The following is a 19,081-nucleotide window of genomic DNA, read 5'->3' on the forward strand; positions in this document are numbered from 1 at the left end:
GTCGAGGGGGACCGCCTGGAACTACCGCGGTTCGTACGCTGCGCGGTCCCGGAAACAAACTTCGGGACGATTGCGGAGACCTTCCGTGCCGAACAGGCGGAAGACCGCAATTCAATTAATGATTTTGCCTCCTACGCATCGGCTTTGCCAAAAGCTGGAGTAGGACGGAGACAACTTCCCACCCAACACGGGATTTTCTGGAAGCGTTCTGAGGCCGCAACGGAAGATCGAGCGGCTTCAAACACCCGCCTCGCCCCCCTGCTCAAGGCAAGGCGTTTGCCGGCATAGAGTTATACTTCTTAAGAATCCGAGTTAGACATAAACGTCTATCGATTCGGGGTTCTTGGCCTCGCTACATTACCAAGGAGCTTCGAGCCGTGTCGCATGCAAAGGGTCACGAGGGGGAACGGGTGCAAAATGGCGGCTGGCATGACACCTCCCGATATACTCCAAAAGCCTTACTGCGCAGGAGTTTAAGTGGTGCCGGCTGCAGGGCTCGAACCCGCGACCCCCTGATTACAAATCAGGTGCTCTACCAACTGAGCTAAGCCGGCATCTCGATCGGCGGGCAGAGCCTACGACCGCGTTCGCCGAGTTGGGGCGGCAAACGGACCTCGTTCGAGCGGCGGACAGTTCGCGCCGGTCGGTGGTCGGGTTTTGAATACTGCGGGTGGGGTGCCGCTGTCGAGTGCCTTGGCGTCGGGACAGGCGGTTTATTGAAGGCAGCGGCCGCCGCAGTCATTCCTCTACCCGTCCGGCAGCCCACCCTCGCTGACGGTGCCCGTGTCGCCCCGCGGCGTCCGAATACCGCGTCATGCAGCCTAGAAGGCATTGATCCGCAATGGAATCTGATGGCGTGAGGTCAATCGAGGCGTTATAGCGACTTACGATCCAAAAATCGCCTTAGTTGGCAAACAGAGCGGCGATGTCGGCTGGGTCGGGCGCGTATCAACCCTGACATGCGGTGATTCCGGGATACGAGGTATCGATTGACTGACCTGACGGCGAGCCTCCAGAGCTCGAGCGATCCCTCCGATCTCGGACCCGATCTCAGCATCTGCGACCGCGAGCCCATCCATATCCCCGGCTCCATCCAGCCCCATGGCCTGCTCCTCGTCGTCGATGCCACAAGCCTTGTGGTGACCCATGGCGCCGGCGACATCGAGGGCCGGCTCGTGCCCGACTGGCGCGGCAAACGGCTGGAGGCTCTGATGGGCCGTGATATCTCGGCCCACTTGCCATCCGTCTCTTCCGCACCCGGCGGCCAAGTCGTCGACGGCCTGGTCGAAGGTCGCCGCGAAACCTTCGACGGCACGATCCACCGCGTCGGGGCGCGCATTCTGATCGAGCTGGAACCGGCGCCCGCCAGGCCACCCTCGGCGACGTCAGTGCTGATGCTCCTCGACAATGCCGGCGCCCGTCTCGGTCGGGCGCCTGACCTCATCGCGCTCTGCGACCAGGCGGCCATCCTGTTCCGCCAGCTCACCGGTTTTGACCGGGTAATGATCTACCGCTTTCTCGACGACGATGCCGGCGTTGTCGTCGCCGAGTCGCGCGATCCCCATCGGCATTCCTTCCTCAACCACCACTTTCCTGCCTCCGACATCCCCAAGCAGGCGCGCGCGCTCTACGTACGAAACCATGTGCGGGTGATCCCGGACGTCGGCTACCAGCCGGCGCCGCTGCGCCCGACGATGATCGGCGGCCCTCTCGACATGAGCGACGTCTCGGTCCGCAGTGTCTCGCCGATCCATGTCCAGTATTTGAAGAACATGGGCGTCGGGGCTTCCGCCTCGGTGTCGATCGTCAAGGATGGCTTCCTGTGGGGGCTCGTCGCTTGCCACAACGAGACGCCGAAGAACCTCACCTGCGATGTCCGCACCGCTTGCCGGATGCTCGCCGGCAGCCTGGCCCGGCAGGTTCGCGCCAAGGAAGAGGCCGAGGCGTATCGCGAGCGGCTCCGGCTGCGGTCGGCCGAGGACGTGATTACCCTGCGACTCGCCCGCATGACGGCCATCGATCACGCCATCACCGGCGCGCAGGGCGATATCCAGCGCATGTTGGGGGCGGATGGTTTCGCGCTCGTGCAAGGCGCGAAAGTCGATCTTTACGGGTCATGTCCGCCGGCCGAGGACGTGCGCGAGCTCGCGCAATGGCTGGGGGCGGAAACCCGCGTCGAGCCTTTCGCCACCCACCAGCTGTCGCGCATCTTTCCCCGGGCCGCTGCCTACCGGGAAGCGGCGAGCGGGTTGCTGACGGTCACCTTGTCGAGCGATACGCCGATCGTCTTCATGTGGTTTCGGGCCGAGCAGGTCGAGGTGATCAACTGGGCCGGCAATCCGCACAAGGCCGTCGACCAGGTGCCGGGGCAAGCGCTCAACCCGCGGGCCTCCTTCGACGCCTGGAGCGAGACGGTGCGCGGACTGGCCCGTCCGTGGACCCTCGGCGAGGTCGAGGCGGCGCAGCGCATTAAGGGGACGGTCGCCGAGTCGCGCCAGAACAGGCGCCTGCAGGAGCTGAACACCCAGCTGACGGCGACGCTGGCGGAGAAGGAGCGGCTGCTTCAGCAGAAGGATTTTCTGGTCAAGGAGGTCAATCACCGCGTCCAGAACAGCCTGCAGCTGGTCTCCGCCTTCCTCAGCCTGCAGTCGCGCTCGATCAAGGACCCGGTTCTCACCGGCCATCTCGACGAGGCGCAGCGGCGTCTTTCCGCGGTCTCGCTGGTTCACAAGCGGCTGTACCGCGACGACAATGTCGAGACGGTCGATCTGTCGCGCTATCTCGAGGAACTTTGCGTCGACACGCGGCTATCGATGGGCGGGGATGGCGGCGACCAGCTGGCCTTCGATCTCGCGCCGATCCTCATCGCCTCGGACCGCGCAGTGAGCGTGGGCCTGATCCTGACGGAACTCGTGATCAACGCCAACAAATATGCCTATGGCGGCGGTGCAGGCCAGATTGCCATCACGCTCGAACAGTATCGAAACCGCTTTCTCCTGATCGTCGCGGACCAGGGAAGCGGCCTAACGCGGACCGAGAAGGGTTTTGGCACGCGGATGATGCAGGCGATGGTCGACCGGCTGCAAGGCACGATCGACTATGCCGACAATGAGCCGGGTCTCAGGGTGATCGTGTCGGCGCCGATCGAGGAGAGCGTTTCTTAGAAGAGAACAAGCGCTGATGGCCCCCGTAAGGGGCCGGACTCGCCGCTATTGGTCCAGCAACGGTAAGCTCGCTTGGTTTCGGGTGTGCCGCTAAGCGGAGGATAGAGACCGTGCCTCCGTTCTTTGGCCCCGCGCGTGACGCTTCAGCGTTCGATCATCTCGCGGATCTTCGTGGCAAGGGCCTCCATGGCGAAGGGTTTCGTCACGATCTCCATGTTCTCGCCGAGGAACTCGCTGCGCACCGCCGCCTTCTCGGCATAGCCGGTGACGAACAGGATCTTCAGTTTCGGCCGCAGGCCGCGTCCGAGTTCAGCCAGTTGCCGTCCGTTCATGCCGGGCAAGCCGACATCGGTGACGAGCAGGTCGATCCGCTGGTCAGATTGCAGGATCGGCAAGGCCTCATCGCCGCTCGGCGCTTCGAGCGCCGTATAGTTCAGCTCTTCCAGGACGTCGACGATCAGCATGCGGACGAGCGGCTCGTCTTCGACGACAAGCACGGTCTCGCCCCTGCCGTCCGGGGCGATCGGCGTCTGGTCGGCTTCCTCGACCTCGTTCGTCGATTGGGTCGGCAGGAAGAGCCGGATCGTCGTGCCCTGACCCTCGACGCTGGCGATGTCGACATGTCCCTCCGACTGCTTCACGAAGCCGTAGATCATCGAGAGGCCAAGGCCGGTGCCTTGCCCGATCGGCTTGGTGGTGAAGAAGGGCTCAAACACCTTCTTCAGCGTCCCCTCCGACATGCCGGTGCCGGTGTCGCGGACCCGGATGACGATGTACCGTCCGGGCGACAGTCCCTCGTGCTGGCGCGCTGCCTTGGCGTCGAGCACGACATTCGCGGTCTCGATGGTCAGCGTGCCGCCTTCCGGCATGGCGTCGCGGGCATTGATCGCAAGGTTCAGCAGGGCGTTTTCCAGCTGGTTCGTGTCAGTCCGGCTGATCCAGAGATCGGGGGACAAGGCGAGCGAGATCTGGATCCCCTCCCCGAGTGTCCGCCGCAGGAGGTCGTCAAGACTGCCGACGACCGCGTTGACATCGACGGGCCCCAGATCCAGCGACTGGCGTCGCCCGAAAGCGAGCAGCCGTGCCGTCAACGCCGCGGCGCGCTGGGCCGATGTCATCGCCGCATCAATATATTTCGGGATTCGCTCGAGTTCTCCGGTGCTGAGCCGCCGCTTCATCAGGTCTAGCGAACCGACGATGCCGGCCAGCATATTGTTGAAGTCGTGGGCGATGCCGCCGGTGAGCTGGCCGACGGCTTCCATCTTCTGGCTCTGCCGCAAGGCCGTCTCAGCCCGTTCGCGGTCCTCGCTTTCGGCCCGGAGATGATCGAGGGCTTCCTCGAGATCGGCGGTCCGTTCGAGGATCTGCGCCTCCAGCTGCTCGCTCGAGCGCTGCAGCGCCTCCTGTGCCCGCTTCTGCGTGTCGACGTCGACGATCACGGTCAGCGCGGCGAAAATCTTGCCGTTGGCGTCGCGCAGCGGCACGCCGCTGACCCGCGTCCAGACTTCCTGGTCGTTTTCCAGCCGGTAGAGGGCCTCGACGCCCTCCACCCGCTCGCCGCGCAGCGCACGGGTACCGGCGAAATCCGCCGGCGTCCGGCGCCGCCCGTCGACGTCGAAGCTCTGCCATTCCGGGGTGTCGCCGATATCGCCGGGCTTCGGCGAGCCGTTGGGAAGGAAGCGCCGGTAGGACGGGTTCGACAGGACGGTCCGGCCGCTCGGATCGGCGAAGTTCACGCCGACCGGCAGGTTGTCGAGCAAGGCCGAGAGCCGGGCCCGCTCTTCCGCCAGATCATGGATCCGGTCCCGCATCTCGAACTGCTTCTGCCGCGAGCGCATAGCGGAGGCGACCGCGCTGAGGAGCGAGATCGAACCGAGCGGCCGTTCGAGGACCATGACGTTGGTCGCGACCTCGGGCAGGCGCAGGCGCAGTGTCTCGGCTGTGCGGACCCGTCCGCCCTGCCGGGCCGCAAGCAGGACAAAAGGAACGTCTGACCATTCAGGCTGCGCTTCGAGGATGGCCTTCAGAGGCGCAAGGTCGGCCTGCAAGGCCTCCTCGGTCAGGAGCACGACGCCGGTGTGCTCGTCGAGCGCGGCCGCAACGTCCTGCAAGGTCCCCTTGACCTGCGCCTCGTAGCCTTCGTCGCGCAGCAACGCCGCGACGCTTTCCGCATCGCGTCCGTACGGCGCCGTGATCAGTACCCGATGGCCTTCGGCGGCAGTCCTAAAGCCCAATGTCGCGGTCTTCCAGCAGCGGGTTCACGGCACCGATATACTGGGGCGTGCCTGTCAGGACGCCGGAGAACTCCACCAACGGCTCGCCGACGCGCACACCGCGGACGTCGATCCGCAACTCCCGGATGGTATCCTCGTGTGCACCGCTGCGGTTTTTAAGCACCGAGATCGCCTTGCGAATGCGCCCGCCAGCCTCGAAGAATCGGACGAGGACGATCGTATCGGCGATGTAGGAGACGTTGAGGGTTCCGGTCGACATGGTTCCGAGCAAGCCGTGCTGCGGATTGATCAGGAAGGTCACCACGCCCTGCTGGTTCAGGTAGGACAGCATCTCGTGCATCTGCAGCAGTAGCTGCTTCTCCTGCGGCATCGAGGCGAGATAGCCGTTGAGGCTGTCGATCACCAGCATGCGGCTGCCGCGCTCCTCCACCTCGCTGCGCACCAGCCAGGCGAACTCTCCGGGCGACAGTTCCGCCGGGTTGACCTGTTTGATCACCAGCAGGCCGTCGTCGATATAGGTCTGCAGCTTCAGGCCGAGCTGCGCGCTGCGGGCAAGGAGCGTGCCGACCCGTTCGTCGAACTGGTAGATGGTCGCGGGCTCGCCACGTTCACAAGCGGCAGCGACATATTGCAGGGCGATGTTGGTCTTGCCCGCCCCTGCCGGTCCCGAGATCAGAACGCTCGTGCCATAACGCGGCCCGCCGCCCAGCAAGGCGTCGAGTTCGGCAACGCCACTTGACGCGGGGCCTCCGATCTCGGCGTTCTGGTGGTGCGGTGCGATCAGCCGCGGAAACACCGTGATGCCGCCGGGCCGGATGACGAAGTCATGATAGCCGGCGGCAAAATCGACGCCGCGCAGCTTCTGGACCTGCAGGCGGCGACGGGCCGCACCGAATTCGAGCGTCTGTCGCTCCAGCGTCACGACGCCGTGGCAGAGGCTGTGCAGCTGGGTGTCACGCTCGCCGTTCGAGCCGGTGAGATCATCGACCAGCATCACCGTCACCTTACGGCCGGCGAAGAACTGCTTGAGCGCCAGGACCTGCCGCCGGTAGCGGAGTGGGTCCTGCGCAAGGAGGCGCATCTCGGAGAGACTGTCGAAGACGATGCGGCTCGGCCGAACCTTCTCTACCTCATCCTGGATCAGGCGGATCGTACCGCCGAGCTCCATTTCCCAAGGGTGCAGGATGGACTGCGTATGGCCTTCGCCCAGCACCGAATTGGCAGAGGAGAGCTCGAAGAGGTCGAGCTGATCGAGGTCCCAGCCGTGCGATTTGGCGACCGCGCCGAGCTCTTCGGCAGTTTCCGACAAGGTGACATAGAGCCCCGTTTCCCCGCGTCGCACGCCCTCGAACAGGAAGTTCAGCGCCATCGTCGTCTTGCCAGCCCCTGGCGCGCCCTCGAGAAGGTAGAGCCTGTTCGCGGGCAGGCCGCCGTTGAGGATGGTGTCGAGCCCGTCATTGCCCGAGGAAATGCGATCGGTGGCATTCGTCATCGAAAACTGTACCCGCCTTGAACTCCGGACCGCCTGTCGTTTGGGGAGCGGACCCTATGGTGCGAAGACACCGCGTGGTGATGTAGCATATCCCGTACGGGAACAAGGCCCATCATCGCCGGCTGAAAGCCATCGCCTTCGACCGCGGGGCGTCGTCTCGGTTCGTTCCCCGCTGCTCCGCGTGAGGGGTTTGCGCCTGTTCCGCGCGACACGAAAGGCTGGATGACGTGCTCATCCAAACGCTGGCTCTCATGATAGTGACGTGCGAAGCAGCGGGATCGGTGTTCGGTCTTTGAAGAGGCCGGGCACCCGCCGTTCGAGACTCGCGGCACAGGCGGGCCGTGCGCGCGACGTTTGGAGGACAGGGAATGGCATTCAAGACCAAAGCCGAGGCCGCCGCTGAGGCGGCCGTGGCGACGAAGGGCTGGAAACGCGACAAGAAGACGGGACTCTGGAAGTGCTTTCGGGCCGAGCAGCGCGGCGCGACCTTCTCCGGAACAGCAGATCAGCTGCGCCACCATCTCGGCCTCACCAACCCCCTCGCGCCGCCGGAAGCTTGAGGACCGCTGCGGGCTGCAGGGCTCGCCGTCGGTCTTCAGTCCCTTGCCTTTCTGCTGGAAGGCTTGTCCGCGGAGCGCTAAGCAAGGACATGACCTCTTCCGATACCCTTCTCGACTGCCAAAGCTGCGGTGCCTGCTGTTCGTTTTCGGCGGACTGGCCGCGCTTTTCGCTCGAAGAGGACTGGCAGCTGGATCAGATCCCCGAAGCGCTGGTCGCTGCCGACCTCAGCGGCATGCGCTGCGACGGTGTCCGCTGCTCGGCGCTGGGCGGTATTGTGGGAACCGCGACCGCCTGCACGATCTACCCGATCCGACCGGACGTCTGCCGCGCCTGCATGCCCGGCGACGACGATTGTCTGATGGCGCGCCGCGCCTTCGGCTTCGCCTGACCGCCATAGATTCCGCCTTCGCTTGACATAATCGAGAGCCTGCTCGACAAAAAGGCATGAAACATTCTGCCTTTTTGCAGTGCAACATACGCAGTGTGCGCGGACGGCCATGCTAGACAAGGTCAAGCAATCGCTGGTCGGTTGGATCAGCGGGAAGCCCAACGCCGCTCGTCTGGGTGGCTGGCACAAATGGAATCCCGGTAATGCCGTCCTGTTGCGCGATGGAAGCTGGAGCCGCGTCGGTCGAGGCCAGAACTGGCGCCGGCGGACGGCTGACGGCTGGGAATACGAGCAGGATCAGGACTACGAAGGTGCGGAAGACCTGCACCACATCGACTGGGACTAGCAGTTTCGCAGCCGGCTTGCGGCTGCTGGTTGCAGGATCAAGGGGCACGCCTGGCGCCGAAAGCCCTGTATTTCCACATGCAAGCGCGCCAGTCAGCGAATTCTCTCCCAGATTTTCCCGATTTAGAAATGGCTCTGCCGGCAGCAAGGCATTTGCTGGGGAACTCGACTCTGCTTCATCGCGTCAAACCGTCATGAACTGAAGTTTCCTCGCCGTAAACGTTTGGAATCCTGACGAGATCACAACGGGGCATGAACGTCTGTTTGTGGGCTAAACCATCTCTAAACCATATATTTTGGTACTCGAACCGCCCGAGCATGCCGTAACGACTCCTCGCCCTAAACGTGTAATAGTCGAGTAGTTAGTAAGCTAATCATGGCGGGGAAAATGGTCGTCGCGGGTCCGGAAAAGATGGAGGGCAAAGCAGCGGATCGCCGTGCAGCCCGGGATTCGTTCTGGTTAGATCGGCGTGGCAGCAACGCCGTCGAGTTCGCCATTATCGCCCCGGTCATCTGCCTGATGATGCTGGTCATCCTGTTTTACGGCGTCTACCTTGGCATCGCCAATTCCCTGCAGCAGATATCCGCCGATACCGGGCGCTATGCCATGGTCGGCAAGAACGCGGCCGAACGCAACGAACTAGTCGGTCGCTGGATCACCAATACCGCCGGCAACTATCCGCTGATCGTCCCAGCGCGTCTGACCTATCAGACGGTCGAGGACGGTACGACGCTGATGGTGAGTGTCTCCTACGACATCACCTACCTGCCCCAGCCGCCGACGATCCTCACCAATATCGTGGCCCCCCCAACGACCATCCTCCGCTCCGCGACGGTGTTCATTCCATGACCCAGCCAGCCCCGCGTGCCAAACTCCTTAGCGCTTTCCAAAAAGATCGCTCGGCCTCCGTCGCGCTGCTTTTCGCGGTGACGATCCCCGTGCTGCTTGGGGCCGGCGCTTTCGCCACCGACATGGGCCTAGCTTACCTCCAGCGCCGTTCGCTGCAGACGGCAGCCGATTCGGCAGCGCTAGCCGCCGCCAGCCGACCCGAAAGCGCGAGCCAGGTTGCCCGCGCCATGCTTGATGCCTCAGGCAACAAGGATGCGACCTTTGTGCTCACCATCGGCAATTACGTCGGCACGACGCTCGATCGCGACAACCGTTTTGTCGCGAACCCCGCCGGAAATGCCGTTCGGGTTGATGTCAAGATCAAGGCGCCCGTCTATTTCGGCCGCATCTTCAACATCAAGGACCTCGATCTCTCCGCGCGTTCGGAAGCCGCGGTGATCCCGATCGTCACGATCGCCGCCGGCAGCCGTCTCGCCGCCACCGACCCGCTGATGCTGAACGCCTTTCTCAAGCCGATGACCGGCCTCGATCTCAAGCTGTCGACGACGGACTACAAGGGTCTCGTCCAGTCTAAGCTCAACCTCGGGACGCTCCTGAAGGCGCTGGCGGTCGATGGGCTAGGGCGTCAGATTTCCGGGACGCTGGTCAGGGATGTCGTCTCCAGGCCGATCAAGCTGACGCGCCTCCTGCAGATCCTGTCGACGTGTCTCGACGGCACGGGAGACCTCGTTGGCGGATCGGTTCTGCGAAAGGCCTCGCAGCAGATCGGCGCCTCGAACATCGACGTCGCGCTCGATGAATTCCTGAAGCTCGACCAAGACTTCCAGAAGTTGGCGCTGGACTATCCGAACAAAGCGCTGGATGCCAACATCGGCGTTCTTGGCATGCTGAATGCGGCGATCGGTTCGGACACGATCGGCAATACCATCTCGACCGGCCTGACATTTCCTGGCCTTCCCAGCGCCACCGTCAAGATGATGGTTGGCGAGGCCAGTCAGAATGCTCAGTCTGCCTCGATCGGCGAGACCTCGGCGGAAATCCAGACCGACCAGTTTCGGATGCGGGCCGAGGTGAAGACGCCAGGCTATCTCGATCTCGTCAATATCAGTCTGAACGTTCCGATCGAACTCGTGATCGCCGGCGGGACGGCGAAGGTAACCGACGTCAAATGCTCCAGCGACCCGGCGCAGCGCCAAGTGACTGTCCAGGCCATGCCGGGAGTCGCCAAGCTCGCGCTCGGGCAGTTCTCGGGCCCGCTGAGCGCGGCCAACACCCATGACCGGTTGTCTCCGGCGGAGCTGGTTCAGGTGACCCTCGTCTCTGTAAAGGGGGACAGCTATGCCTCGATCCAACAGACCGTACCGAGAGTTCTGGTCTTCAAGGGATCTGAAATTGGAAACGGCACGGTCAAGACGGCCAAGACCGACACGATCGCCAGCAGCCTGGTGTCGACCCTGATGAAGGAGGCCAACATCACCGTCAATGTCGGCCTAATTGGCCTGCCGGTTTCGCCGCTTCTCTCCTCGGTCAGCGACCTGTTGGCGGGCCTGACGATGCCGCTGGACAACCTCATCAAGTCGGCGCTGGCGACCGCCGGCATCAGCCTCGGCGAACTCGATGTGCGGGTGGACGCCGTGGTCTGCGACACACCGAGGATCGTCGGGTAAGCCGCAACGCTGTCCGCGTTTGGTTAAAAACGTGTGAACATGAGATGCACTGCGTGCATAACAAGTGTGCACGAAGTGCACTAACGGTAGGCAGTCCCAGCGCATACCTAGGGCTAGAAGCAATTGCCCATTGGAATTCTCATGTTCGCCTCTCTCGCCAACCGCATTCGCAGCTACCGCGAACGCCGGATCGCCGTCAGCCACCTCGCCCGCATGGACCGCCACGAACTGTCCGACATCGGCATCGCCAGCCAGGACATCGATCTCGTGGTGCGTCGCGGTCGCCTTCAGCTCTAGAACTTCAGTCCCTTAAACGCCGCAAACCCGCCGTTCGTTTCGAACCGGCGGGTTTTTTGGTTTCTGGTGCAGAGCCGATGCGGCAGCGTTCAGATCGTCAGCACAGTGGCGCCGGTCGTGGTGCGCGCCTCGAGCGCACGGTGGGCCGCTGCGGCATCTTTAAGCGCATATGTCTGGTCGATCCGCACCTTCACGGCACCGGAAGCGATGACCTCGAAAAGCGCCGCGGACGACTGTTCCAGTTCTGCGCGGGTCGCGGTGTAGCCGAAGAGGCTCGGCCGGGTCACAAACAGCGATCCCTTCTGGTTCAGAAGCGCCATGTCGACATCCGGCAGCTTGCCGGAGGACTGGCCGAACGTCACCCACAGCCCTTGCCGCTTGATGCAATCGAGGCTCGCGGGAAACGTGTCCTTGCCGACCGAGTCGTAGACGACGTCGCATTTGGCGCCGTCCGTCAACTCGAGCACGCGCGCGACGAAATCCTCCTCGCGGTAGTTGATCACGTGGTGGTAGCCGTGCTCCAGCGCCAGCGCGCATTTCTCGGCTGAGCCTGCGGTGCCGATCACCGTTGCGCCGAGATGTCTCGCCCATTGCCCGGCGATCAAGCCGACACCGCCGGCTGCCGCGTGGAAGAGCATCACCGTGCCGGGGCCGACCTCGAAGGTCCGGCGCAGAAGGTACTCGGCCGTCATGCCTTTCAGCATCACTGCCGCGGCCGTCTCGAAGTCGATCGCGTCCGGCAAGGTCACCGCGGAGTCGGCCTTCACCAGCACTTCCTCGGCATAGCTGCCGGCGGCATCATTATACGCCACGCGATCGCCCGGGGCGAAACGGGTCACCCCTTCGCCGACCGCCACGACCATGCCAGCGCCTTCCTTGCCCGGCACGAAGGGCATGGTTGGAGCCTTGTAGAGGCCGGTCCGGAAATAGACGTCGATGAAATTCACGCCCGCCGCCGCCTGTTTCACCAGGATCTGGCCGGGACCGGGCGCACCGAGGTCTCGGTCCTCCCAGGACATGACCTCGGGACCGCCGACGGCGCGAACGACCATTGCCTTGCTCATGCGATATTCCCTTGTCTGCGGGTAACGTCAGGGGTTGCTGCGACGGACCATGTCGACGACCTGCAGCACGGCACCGATCGAGAAGAGGTAGATCCCGGTCGCCACCACGCCGAACTTGACGAAGGGCGACAGGTCGAAGTTCTGATACAGCGCGGCCAAGCCGAAGCCGGCCCAGGCGGCGCAGACGGCAAGATTCAGCGGCCGCAAGCGCTTGACCCGGACGGGGTGCAGGAACTTGATCGGCAGGAAGGTCGCGACCGAGCAGAAGGCGACGAAGGCGAAGGCGGTGATCTCGTTCGGCTGGATCGCGAAGAAGGTGAAGACCACCATGTTCCAGGCGACGGGAAAGCCGCGGAAGAAGTAGTCCGTCGTCTTCATCCGCGTGTCGGCGTAGTAGATCGCGCTCGAGATCACGATCATCGCTGCTGCCAGGAAGGACAGGAGGCCGCCGATCATGCCTGATTCATAGAGGGCGAAGGCGGGAATGATGACGTAGGTCGCATAGTCGATGATCTGGTCGAGCACCTCGCCGGACCAGTTCGGCAGCACGCGCTGGATCTCGACCTTACGGGCCATCGGGCCGTCGATCGCATCGACGAACAGCGCGAGCCCCAGCCACCCGAACATCGCGACCCAGCGGTGATCCGCCGCGGCGATGATCGAGAGAAAGGCCCAGAAGGCGCCGCTCGCCGTCAGCAGGTGGACGGCAAAGCCGCGCCACTCCTCGAACTTTGATACCGGTGCCGCCATGCTGACCTGAAACCCATCGTCGCAGGGTCCAGTGCGTACGCCTCCCCCCATTGCTATAAGCTCTATCGTCCGTATCTCTAGAATCCAAGGCTCACGCGGCGGACAGGCACTCGGTTTTCTGCCCCGGCAACAGGAAAGACGGACAGTTGACGCAGCTGAAACGCGATATTGCCGTGGTGGGTGGCGGACTGGCGGGCTATGCGACGGCCATTGGCCTTGCCGCCGAGGGCATCGACACGGTGCTCGTCGCCCCGACGCCGTCGCGCCCCGATGGTCGCTCGACCGCGCTGATCGGTCCGTCGATCGCCTTCCTCGAGCGGCTTGGTGCGCTCGAAGCGGTCCGCGCCAAGGGCGAGCCGATGTCGACGATGCGCATCGTCGACGATACCGGTCGCCTGCTGCGCGCGCCGACGTTGACCTTCGAGTCCGCGGAGATCGGTCTCGACGCCTTCGGCTACAACATCCTCAACGCCGATCTGCTGGCGATCCTGCATGCCCGCGCCGAGGAACTGGCGGACCGGCTGACGCTGGTGGATGGCGGCGCGCGCCGGCTTGAGGCGGGCGACGACCGCGCGACCCTGACGCTCGACGATGGAACGACGGTCGTCGCTTGCCTCGTCATCGGCGCCGATGGCCGGAAATCCATGGTCCGCGAGCAGGCCGGCATCGCCTTGCGCGACTGGTCCTATCCGCAGAGCGCCATCGTCCTGAACTTTGCGCATGAGCGCCCGCATGGGGGGATCTCCACGGAGTTCCACACCGCGACCGGCCCGTTCACGCAGGTGCCCCTGCCCGGCCGGAAGTCCTCCCTCGTCTGGGTGGAGACGCCTGACGCCGCCGATCTCATCGTCGACCTGAAGCCAGAGCGGCTGCAGCAGATGATCGAGACGCGTCTGCATTCGATCCTCGGCGCGGTTACCGTGGACGGCTCGGCCCAGCGTTTCCCACTGAGCGGCGCGACGGCGCTTCAGATGACCGCCAAGCGGGTCGCGCTGGTGGGCGAGGCTGCGCACGTGTTCCCGCCGATTGGCGCGCAAGGGCTGAACCTTGGCCTCCGCGATGCCGCCGCCATCGTCGCCGCGGCCTCCGGCAGCCGCGATGATCCCGGCGCCGCCGGCGCGTTGGCGCGCTATAGCGCAGCGCGCCGGGGGGACGTCGCGTCGCGCACCTTCGGCGTGGATCTTCTGAACCGGTCTTTGCTGGCCGGATATCTTCCGGCGCAGGCGGCCCGGACGCTCGGCCTGTCCGCCATGGCGGCGGTCCCGTTGCTGCGACGCTTCCTGATGCGCGAGGGCGTCTCACCCGGCGCCGGCCTGTTCGGGATGCCGAGATCAGTAACCGAAGGGATTGGCGGGAAACCAACCGGTTGAGATCGCATAGAGCGCGACGGTCACGGTGAGGACGGAGGCAACCGTCGTTGCCAGAATGGCCGCCGAGGCGCGCTCGGTCCAAATGCCGTATTGCTGCGCGATGACGAAGACGTTTGTCGCCGTCGGCAGGCAGGCGAGTAGCATCGCCGTGTGCACCCAGACCGGATCGCGCTCGCCGGCCAGTGCGAGCAGTGCGTAGACCAGCAGCGGGTGCAGGATCAGCTTGGCCGGCAGGATGTAGCCGAGCTCGGGCGGCACGCGCTTCAGTGGCCGCAGCGCCAGCGTAATGCCCATCGCGAATAGCGCGCAGGGCGCCGCTGCCCCCGCAAGAAGCGACAGCAGGCGGTCGAGAGGCCCTGGCAGCGAGACGCCGAGGATGGCGCCGCCAACGCCAACCAGCGTCGCGATGATGAAGGGGTGGGTAAAGATCTTCGTCAGGACATCGAGGACCACCGTGCGCGCTGGACGGTCGGAGTCGCCGCCGAGCGCCATGCAGAGCGGCGCCATCACGAAGTGCAAGGTGTTGTCGAAGCAGAACACCAGCGCCACCGGGACGGTTGCGGCGGGGCCGAAAGCGACGAGCGCGAGCCCCGGTGCCATGTAGCCGATATTGCCGTAGGCGCCGGCAAGTCCCTGGATCGTCGAGGCCGGAATGTCGCCGCGGGTTCTGAGATAGCCGGCGGTGAACACGGCCAGAAACGACACGAAGGTCGCGAGCGTCGTCGCGCCGACGAAGCCGGGATTGGCGAGCTGTTCGACCGGCGTTTTCGACAGAAGCTGGAAGAAAAGCGCGGGCAGCGCGAGGTACACGATAAAGACGTTGAGCCAGGCCAGTCCCTCGAGCGGTCGCTTGACGATGCGCCCGGTACCGAAGCCGAGCCCGATCAGCGCGAAGAACGGAAAGATCAGCCCGATAATGGCGAGCATGGACGGATCAGCTCGGCCGGAGGCCGGTTGAGGGACCGCCCCGGGCGGTCCTCCGGATTTGCATGATGGTCCCGTTTATGATTATCCGGCATCCTGTCGCCAACGCGGCGCGGACCAGCCCCTGGTCGCACCGCTTCAGTGGTTCTGAGAGACTTCCGGGAAAGCCGCCATGCAGACAGCCCGCTTTTTCATCGGCCAGGTCGTGCGCCACCGCTTGTTTCCGTTCCGCGGCGTGATCTTTGACGTCGACCCGGAGTTCGACAACACCGAGGAATGGTACCAAGCGATCCCGGAAGAGGTTCGCCCGCGCAAGAACCAGCCCTTCTACCACCTGTTCGCCGAGAACGCCGAAACCGAATACGTCGCCTATGTTTCGGAGCAGAACCTCGTCCCGGACGAGACCGGCGATCCGGTGCGCCATCCGCAGGTGGCCGAGGTGTTCGACGGGCAAGTGGACGGCGCCTACAGGATCCGCGGCAACCACCGCAACTGAGCCGACGCCGAACCAGATCCAGCAGACGAAAACGGCGGCCCGAGGCCGCCGTTTTGCATTCTGGCCTGCGGCTTACTGCGCCGGAGCGGCACCGCCGGTCTTAGCGGCGGACTGGGCGTCCTCGAACTTCTTGCGGCGGGCATCGGCCTGCTTCTTCAGCGCGTCGTTCAGCTCCTGCTGGCGCTGGGCGAGCTCGGGCTGGGCGACCGGTGCGCCGTCATAGGCCTTGGAGAAGCCTGACAGCGTGATCTTGATCGGGTTCGGCTGACGCTGGAAATTGACCGAGGTGACGGTCAGCGTCGTGCCCTTCTTCAGCGAGGCGATGACCGCGTCGGTCAGCTGGGCCTCGGCGATGCAGCGGTCGGGGAAGCAGACGGAATAGCCCATCGCCTGCGGCGCGGCCTTGTCGATCTGCAGCTGGACGCCCGCCGGAATGACGCGGCCGGTCGGCACGACCGCCTGCAGCACGCGCTGGGTGACCTTGCCCTTGACGTCGATCAGGTTGATGGCGGTGACCAGCTGGCGGGTATCGGCAACGAGCGTGAACTGCGTGTTGCAGATGTCGTTTTCGCCTTGCTTGGAGCAGACCTTGAACCACTGCGTCTCGACCGGCTTGCCGGCGGCGGGGGCAGCCGGAGCGGCCTGCGCCGCGGCGGAGCCGGCCATCATGCCCAGCGTGGTGATGCCGATCACACCTGCGGCCAGCGCGTTGACAGTGACATTCAGCAAACGGTTCTTCACGGGCCTTGCATCCTCTCGGCGTCGATCATTCGGCGTAAGGCTTCCCTTAACCGGGTTGCTGCTCGTGCGCAAATGAGGCCGTTTAAAGACCCTTGCCGAAAGGGCTTCGGCGAGGAATCCCATTCCGCCGATAGGCAAATCAGACCGGAGCGGATAAGAATCCGCCAACCCTGCCGGAGAGATTGCCCATCATGCCCTTTCGGACGCTTGCGCCGGCTGCCGCGAAAGCACTGCTGATCCTTTTGCTCTCGACGGTGGCCGCCTTGCCCGCCCTCGCCGAGCCCCGCCACGGGATCGCGATGCAAGGCGAGCCGGCGCTGGCCGCCGGTTTCACCCATCTGCCCTTCGTCAACGCCGACGCGCCGAAAGGCGGCGTGATGCGCTACGGCGTCTTCGGCACCTTCGACAACCTCAACCCGATCATCGTGCGCGGCTCGACCACGACGGCCCGCGGCATCTGGGCCGACCAGGAATACGGCAACTTCGTCTTCGAGCCGCTGATGCAGCGTTCGCCCGACGAGCCGTTCACGCTCTACGGGCTGCTGGCGGAGAGCGTCGAGACGGACGATGCCCGCACCTTCGTCGAGTTCACCTTGAACCCGAAGGCGAAGTTCTCCGACGGCACCCCGGTCACGGTCGAGGACGTGCTCTTCACCACGGAGATGATGCAGCAGATCGGCGTCGTCCGCCCGCAGTACACGGCCTGGCTCCAGCGCGTGGCGAAGATCGAAAAGGTCGGCGAGCGCGGCGTGCGCTTCACCTTCAACGAGAAGGCCGACCGCGAACTGCCGCTGCTGCTGGCGGGCCTGCCGGTGCTGCCGGCCCACGGTTTTGACCGCGCCACCTTCGAGCAGACGACGCTGAAGCCGGTGATCGGTTCGGGCCCCTATGTGATCGAGAGGGTCGAGCCCGGCCAGCGCATCACCTACCGGCGCAATCCCGACTATTGGGCCAAGGACCTGCCGATCAAGCGCGGGATCGACAATTACGACCAGGTGGTCATCGAGTATTTCCGCGACGCGAACGCGCAGTTCGAGGCCTTCCAGAAGGGTCTTTTCTACGTCTTCCCGGAAGGCAGCCCGCTGCACTGGCGCACGGCCTACGACTTCCCGGCCGTGCGTGATGGGCGGGTGAAGCGCGACGAATTCGTCAACGGCAAGCCGGCGGGCACCTACGGCTTCTTCTTCAACACCCGCCGTCCGCTGTTCGAGGACCGTGCGGTGCGGTCAGCCCTCGGACTGTTGTTCGACTTCGAATGGGCGAACGCCAACCTCTATTACGGCGCCTATCGCCGGACGACGAGCTTCTTCGAGAACTCGGAACTGTCGAGCGTCGGGCATCCCGCCAGCGACCTCGAGAAAGCGCTGCTGGCGCCGTTCCCGCAGGCCGTGACGCCCGAGGTCATGGCCGGCACCTGGCGGCCCGCGGTCAGCGATGCCTCCGGCAGCGACCGCAAGCTGCTGAAGCAGGCCGTCGATGCGCTGAAAGTGGCTGGCTTCACCTTCGCCGGCGGGCGGATGGTGGACAAGGCTGGCAAGCCGCTCACCTTCGAGATCCTGGTCCAGAACGCCGATCAGGGGCGGATCGCGCAGGGCTATGCCCGCACGCTGTCGCGGATCGGCGTCGAGGCCGACATGCGCCTCGTCGACGACGCCCAGTACCAGCTCCGCAAGCAGCGCTTCGACTACGACGTCCTGATCTCCTCGTTCACCTCGTCGCTGTCGCCGGGCGCCGAGCAACGTCAGCGCTGGGGATCGGCGTCGCGCGATGCCAGTGGCTCGTTCAATTTCGCCGGCACCGCCGATCCCGCCATCGACGCGCTGATCGAGGCGATGACCAAGGCGCGCACCCGGGAAGAGTTCGTCGCCGCCGTCCGAGCCTACGACCGGGTGCTGATCTCCGGACAATATGTGGTGCCGCTGTTCTACGTCGCCGAGCAGTGGCTTGGCCGCTGGGCCTTCATCCAGCACCCCGCCGTGACGCCGCTGACCGGATACTACCTCCCGAGCTTCTGGCGCGAACCGGGCAAGTAGGAAGCGTCCCGGTCGCTAGACGATCGCCTGCCATGCGTCGGCATGGCTGCCGGCGAAGTTCGGCATGCCGGGCTTGGTCAGGCAGCCTCTCGGGGCGACGTAGCTGTCGATCCGGCGGACCGGCCGCTCGTGCCAGCCGAGGTTGAACGCCCAATATCTCGGGAAGAACTCCATCGTCGAATACGGCAGATGGTCGTGGATCCACCAGGCGAGCTTTTGCCAGTCGCCTTCCGCCTGGAACCGGTCCCAGAAGCGGGGAACGACGATACAGGCGGTAGCGCCCATGCAGCCCTCGGCATCGCGCCGGTCCCAGATGTGGCCAGCGAAATTCTTAGGATTGGCCGAGCAGTTGTATCCCGGCCTCCCGGCAGCCTGGAGGCGGCAGCCGACGTCGTTGATGTCCGCTGACAGGAACGAGGACCGGATGGCCAGCCGGCCAAACTGATCCTGCAGCGGCTCCAGCAAATCCTCGCAGAGACGTGTGCCGGCCGCGATCGCGAGTTCCGGGTCGTCCGGCACGTTGCAGATCCCGTGCAGGGCGGCGATCTCGGAGTAGAGAAAGTCGCGCATGAAAAACGACTGGGACAGCCGCGTGCGACCAAAATCCGTCAGCGACTGGACCGATTTTGGCGTCTTCATGCGCTCCCCTCTGCTACGCAATCAGTTCAACAGCCTATCTCAAGTCCCTGATGCAAAACATCTTCA

At 64.4% G+C, this 19,081-nt stretch carries 17 protein-coding genes and 1 tRNA gene; 10 read left to right on the plus strand and 8 right to left on the minus strand.

Annotated elements, in window-relative coordinates:
• Nucleotides 1-478: 478 nt before the first annotated feature.
• Nucleotides 479-554, minus strand: a tRNA-Thr gene (locus ACZLZY_RS10100).
• 435 nt (nucleotides 555-989) lie between these two features.
• Between ACZLZY_RS10100 and ACZLZY_RS10105 the strand changes: the two genes are divergently transcribed.
• A complete protein-coding gene (locus ACZLZY_RS10105) occupies nucleotides 990-3,164 on the plus strand; it encodes a histidine kinase dimerization/phosphoacceptor domain -containing protein (protein ID WP_472933416.1) in 2,175 nt (724 codons plus the stop codon).
• 143 nt (nucleotides 3,165-3,307) lie between these two features.
• On the opposite strand, the gene ACZLZY_RS10110 is transcribed toward ACZLZY_RS10105, so the two are convergent.
• Together ACZLZY_RS10110 and ACZLZY_RS10115 are read right to left on the minus strand one after the other, a co-directional pair.
• On the minus strand, nucleotides 3,308-5,317 hold the full coding sequence (locus ACZLZY_RS10110) for an ATP-binding protein (RefSeq protein WP_472933417.1): 2,010 nt from the start codon (nucleotides 5,315-5,317) through the stop codon (nucleotides 3,308-3,310).
• Nucleotides 5,318-5,387: 70 nt separating this feature from the next.
• Nucleotides 5,388-6,890, minus strand: a complete 1,503-nt coding sequence (locus ACZLZY_RS10115) for an ATPase domain-containing protein (RefSeq protein WP_472933418.1) — start codon at nucleotides 6,888-6,890, stop codon at nucleotides 5,388-5,390.
• A 368-nt stretch (nucleotides 6,891-7,258) separates the two neighbouring features.
• On the opposite strand from ACZLZY_RS10115, the gene ACZLZY_RS10120 reads away from it, so the two are divergent.
• The 6 genes from ACZLZY_RS10120 to ACZLZY_RS10145 all read left to right on the plus strand — a co-directional run bounded on the left by ACZLZY_RS10120 (nucleotide 7,259) and on the right by ACZLZY_RS10145 (nucleotide 10,998).
• Nucleotides 7,259-7,450, plus strand: a complete 192-nt coding sequence (locus ACZLZY_RS10120) for a hypothetical protein (protein WP_472933420.1) — start codon at nucleotides 7,259-7,261, stop codon at nucleotides 7,448-7,450.
• Nucleotides 7,451-7,539: 89 nt separating this feature from the next.
• Nucleotides 7,540-7,839, plus strand: coding sequence for a YkgJ family cysteine cluster protein (locus tag ACZLZY_RS10125; protein ID WP_472933421.1), 300 nt, complete (start codon nucleotides 7,540-7,542; stop codon nucleotides 7,837-7,839).
• A gap of 109 nt (nucleotides 7,840-7,948) precedes the next feature.
• Nucleotides 7,949-8,185 carry a hypothetical protein gene (locus ACZLZY_RS10130; RefSeq protein WP_472933422.1) on the plus strand — a complete coding sequence of 79 codons (237 nt, stop codon included), beginning with the start codon at nucleotides 7,949-7,951 and terminating at the stop codon, nucleotides 8,183-8,185.
• A gap of 375 nt (nucleotides 8,186-8,560) precedes the next feature.
• On the plus strand, nucleotides 8,561-9,034 hold the full coding sequence (locus ACZLZY_RS10135; protein ID WP_472933423.1) for a TadE/TadG family type IV pilus assembly protein: 474 nt from the start codon (nucleotides 8,561-8,563) through the stop codon (nucleotides 9,032-9,034).
• Nucleotides 9,031-10,701 carry a pilus assembly protein TadG-related protein gene (locus ACZLZY_RS10140; protein ID WP_472933424.1) on the plus strand — a complete coding sequence of 557 codons (1,671 nt, stop codon included), beginning with the start codon at nucleotides 9,031-9,033 and terminating at the stop codon, nucleotides 10,699-10,701. Before ACZLZY_RS10135 ends, ACZLZY_RS10140 begins: the two co-directional genes overlap by 4 nt.
• Nucleotides 10,702-10,842: 141 nt before the next feature.
• Nucleotides 10,843-10,998, plus strand: a complete 156-nt coding sequence (locus ACZLZY_RS10145; protein ID WP_472933426.1) for a DUF1127 domain-containing protein — start codon at nucleotides 10,843-10,845, stop codon at nucleotides 10,996-10,998.
• A gap of 89 nt (nucleotides 10,999-11,087) precedes the next feature.
• On the opposite strand, the gene ACZLZY_RS10150 is transcribed toward ACZLZY_RS10145, so the two are convergent.
• Complete coding sequence (locus ACZLZY_RS10150) at nucleotides 11,088-12,062, minus strand: quinone oxidoreductase family protein (protein WP_472933427.1); 975 nt, start codon at nucleotides 12,060-12,062, stop codon at nucleotides 11,088-11,090.
• A 27-nt stretch (nucleotides 12,063-12,089) separates the two neighbouring features.
• Nucleotides 12,090-12,812 (minus strand): phosphatidylcholine synthase, encoded by a 723-nt coding sequence (gene pcsA, locus ACZLZY_RS10155; RefSeq protein ID WP_472933428.1) that lies wholly within the window; start codon nucleotides 12,810-12,812, stop codon nucleotides 12,090-12,092.
• Nucleotides 12,813-12,958: 146 nt separating this feature from the next.
• Between pcsA and ACZLZY_RS10160 the strand changes: the two genes are divergently transcribed.
• Complete coding sequence (locus tag ACZLZY_RS10160; protein ID WP_472933429.1) at nucleotides 12,959-14,182, plus strand: UbiH/UbiF family hydroxylase; 1,224 nt, start codon at nucleotides 12,959-12,961, stop codon at nucleotides 14,180-14,182.
• Here ACZLZY_RS10160 and ACZLZY_RS10165 read toward each other — a convergent pair.
• Nucleotides 14,144-15,109, minus strand: a complete 966-nt coding sequence (locus tag ACZLZY_RS10165) for an AEC family transporter (RefSeq protein ID WP_472933430.1) — start codon at nucleotides 15,107-15,109, stop codon at nucleotides 14,144-14,146. The genes ACZLZY_RS10160 and ACZLZY_RS10165 overlap by 39 nt on opposite strands.
• A gap of 169 nt (nucleotides 15,110-15,278) precedes the next feature.
• Here ACZLZY_RS10165 and hspQ point away from each other — a divergent pair, with 169 nt between their 5' ends.
• On the plus strand, nucleotides 15,279-15,602 hold the full coding sequence (hspQ, locus tag ACZLZY_RS10170; RefSeq protein WP_472933431.1) for a heat shock protein HspQ: 324 nt from the start codon (nucleotides 15,279-15,281) through the stop codon (nucleotides 15,600-15,602).
• 72 nt (nucleotides 15,603-15,674) lie between these two features.
• Here the strand turns inward: hspQ and ACZLZY_RS10175 are convergent, their stop codons facing one another.
• Entirely contained in the window at nucleotides 15,675-16,271 is a 597-nt protein-coding gene (locus ACZLZY_RS10175) for an invasion associated locus B family protein (RefSeq protein WP_472933561.1), read from the minus strand.
• A gap of 263 nt (nucleotides 16,272-16,534) precedes the next feature.
• Here ACZLZY_RS10175 and ACZLZY_RS10180 point away from each other — a divergent pair, with 263 nt between their 5' ends.
• A complete protein-coding gene (locus tag ACZLZY_RS10180) occupies nucleotides 16,535-18,376 on the plus strand; it encodes an extracellular solute-binding protein (RefSeq protein ID WP_472933432.1) in 1,842 nt (613 codons plus the stop codon).
• 15 nt (nucleotides 18,377-18,391) lie between these two features.
• Here ACZLZY_RS10180 and ACZLZY_RS10185 read toward each other — a convergent pair whose 3' ends face one another.
• Nucleotides 18,392-19,015: a hypothetical protein gene (locus ACZLZY_RS10185; protein WP_472933433.1), complete on the minus strand. Its 624-nt coding sequence runs from the start codon at nucleotides 19,013-19,015 to the stop codon at nucleotides 18,392-18,394.
• Nucleotides 19,016-19,081 lie beyond the last annotated feature (66 nt).

It is taken from the genome of Mesocryomonas lacus (assembly GCF_055730135.2).

What these genes read in the sequence shown, in the direction of transcription:
- ACZLZY_RS10115 (WP_472933418.1), bottom strand. Translation starts at nt 6,890, where the DNA reads ATGACGAATGCCACCGATCGCATTTCCTCGGGCAATGACGGGCTCGAC.
- ACZLZY_RS10120 (WP_472933420.1), top strand. Translation starts at nt 7,259, where the DNA reads ATGGCATTCAAGACCAAAGCCGAGGCCGCCGCTGAGGCGGCCGTGGCG.
- ACZLZY_RS10125 (WP_472933421.1), top strand. Translation starts at nt 7,540, where the DNA reads ATGACCTCTTCCGATACCCTTCTCGACTGCCAAAGCTGCGGTGCCTGC.
- ACZLZY_RS10130 (WP_472933422.1), top strand. Translation starts at nt 7,949, where the DNA reads ATGCTAGACAAGGTCAAGCAATCGCTGGTCGGTTGGATCAGCGGGAAG.
- ACZLZY_RS10135 (WP_472933423.1), top strand. Translation starts at nt 8,561, where the DNA reads ATGGCGGGGAAAATGGTCGTCGCGGGTCCGGAAAAGATGGAGGGCAAA.
- ACZLZY_RS10140 (WP_472933424.1), top strand. Translation starts at nt 9,031, where the DNA reads ATGACCCAGCCAGCCCCGCGTGCCAAACTCCTTAGCGCTTTCCAAAAA.
- ACZLZY_RS10145 (WP_472933426.1), top strand. Translation starts at nt 10,843, where the DNA reads ATGTTCGCCTCTCTCGCCAACCGCATTCGCAGCTACCGCGAACGCCGG.
- ACZLZY_RS10150 (WP_472933427.1), bottom strand. Translation starts at nt 12,062, where the DNA reads ATGAGCAAGGCAATGGTCGTTCGCGCCGTCGGCGGTCCCGAGGTCATG.
- pcsA (WP_472933428.1), bottom strand. Translation starts at nt 12,812, where the DNA reads ATGGCGGCACCGGTATCAAAGTTCGAGGAGTGGCGCGGCTTTGCCGTC.
- ACZLZY_RS10165 (WP_472933430.1), bottom strand. Translation starts at nt 15,109, where the DNA reads ATGCTCGCCATTATCGGGCTGATCTTTCCGTTCTTCGCGCTGATCGGG.
- hspQ (WP_472933431.1), top strand. Translation starts at nt 15,279, where the DNA reads ATGCAGACAGCCCGCTTTTTCATCGGCCAGGTCGTGCGCCACCGCTTG.
- ACZLZY_RS10175 (WP_472933561.1), bottom strand. Translation starts at nt 16,271, where the DNA reads ATGATGGCCGGCTCCGCCGCGGCGCAGGCCGCTCCGGCTGCCCCCGCC.
- ACZLZY_RS10180 (WP_472933432.1), top strand. Translation starts at nt 16,535, where the DNA reads ATGCCCTTTCGGACGCTTGCGCCGGCTGCCGCGAAAGCACTGCTGATC.
- ACZLZY_RS10185 (WP_472933433.1), bottom strand. Translation starts at nt 19,015, where the DNA reads ATGAAGACGCCAAAATCGGTCCAGTCGCTGACGGATTTTGGTCGCACG.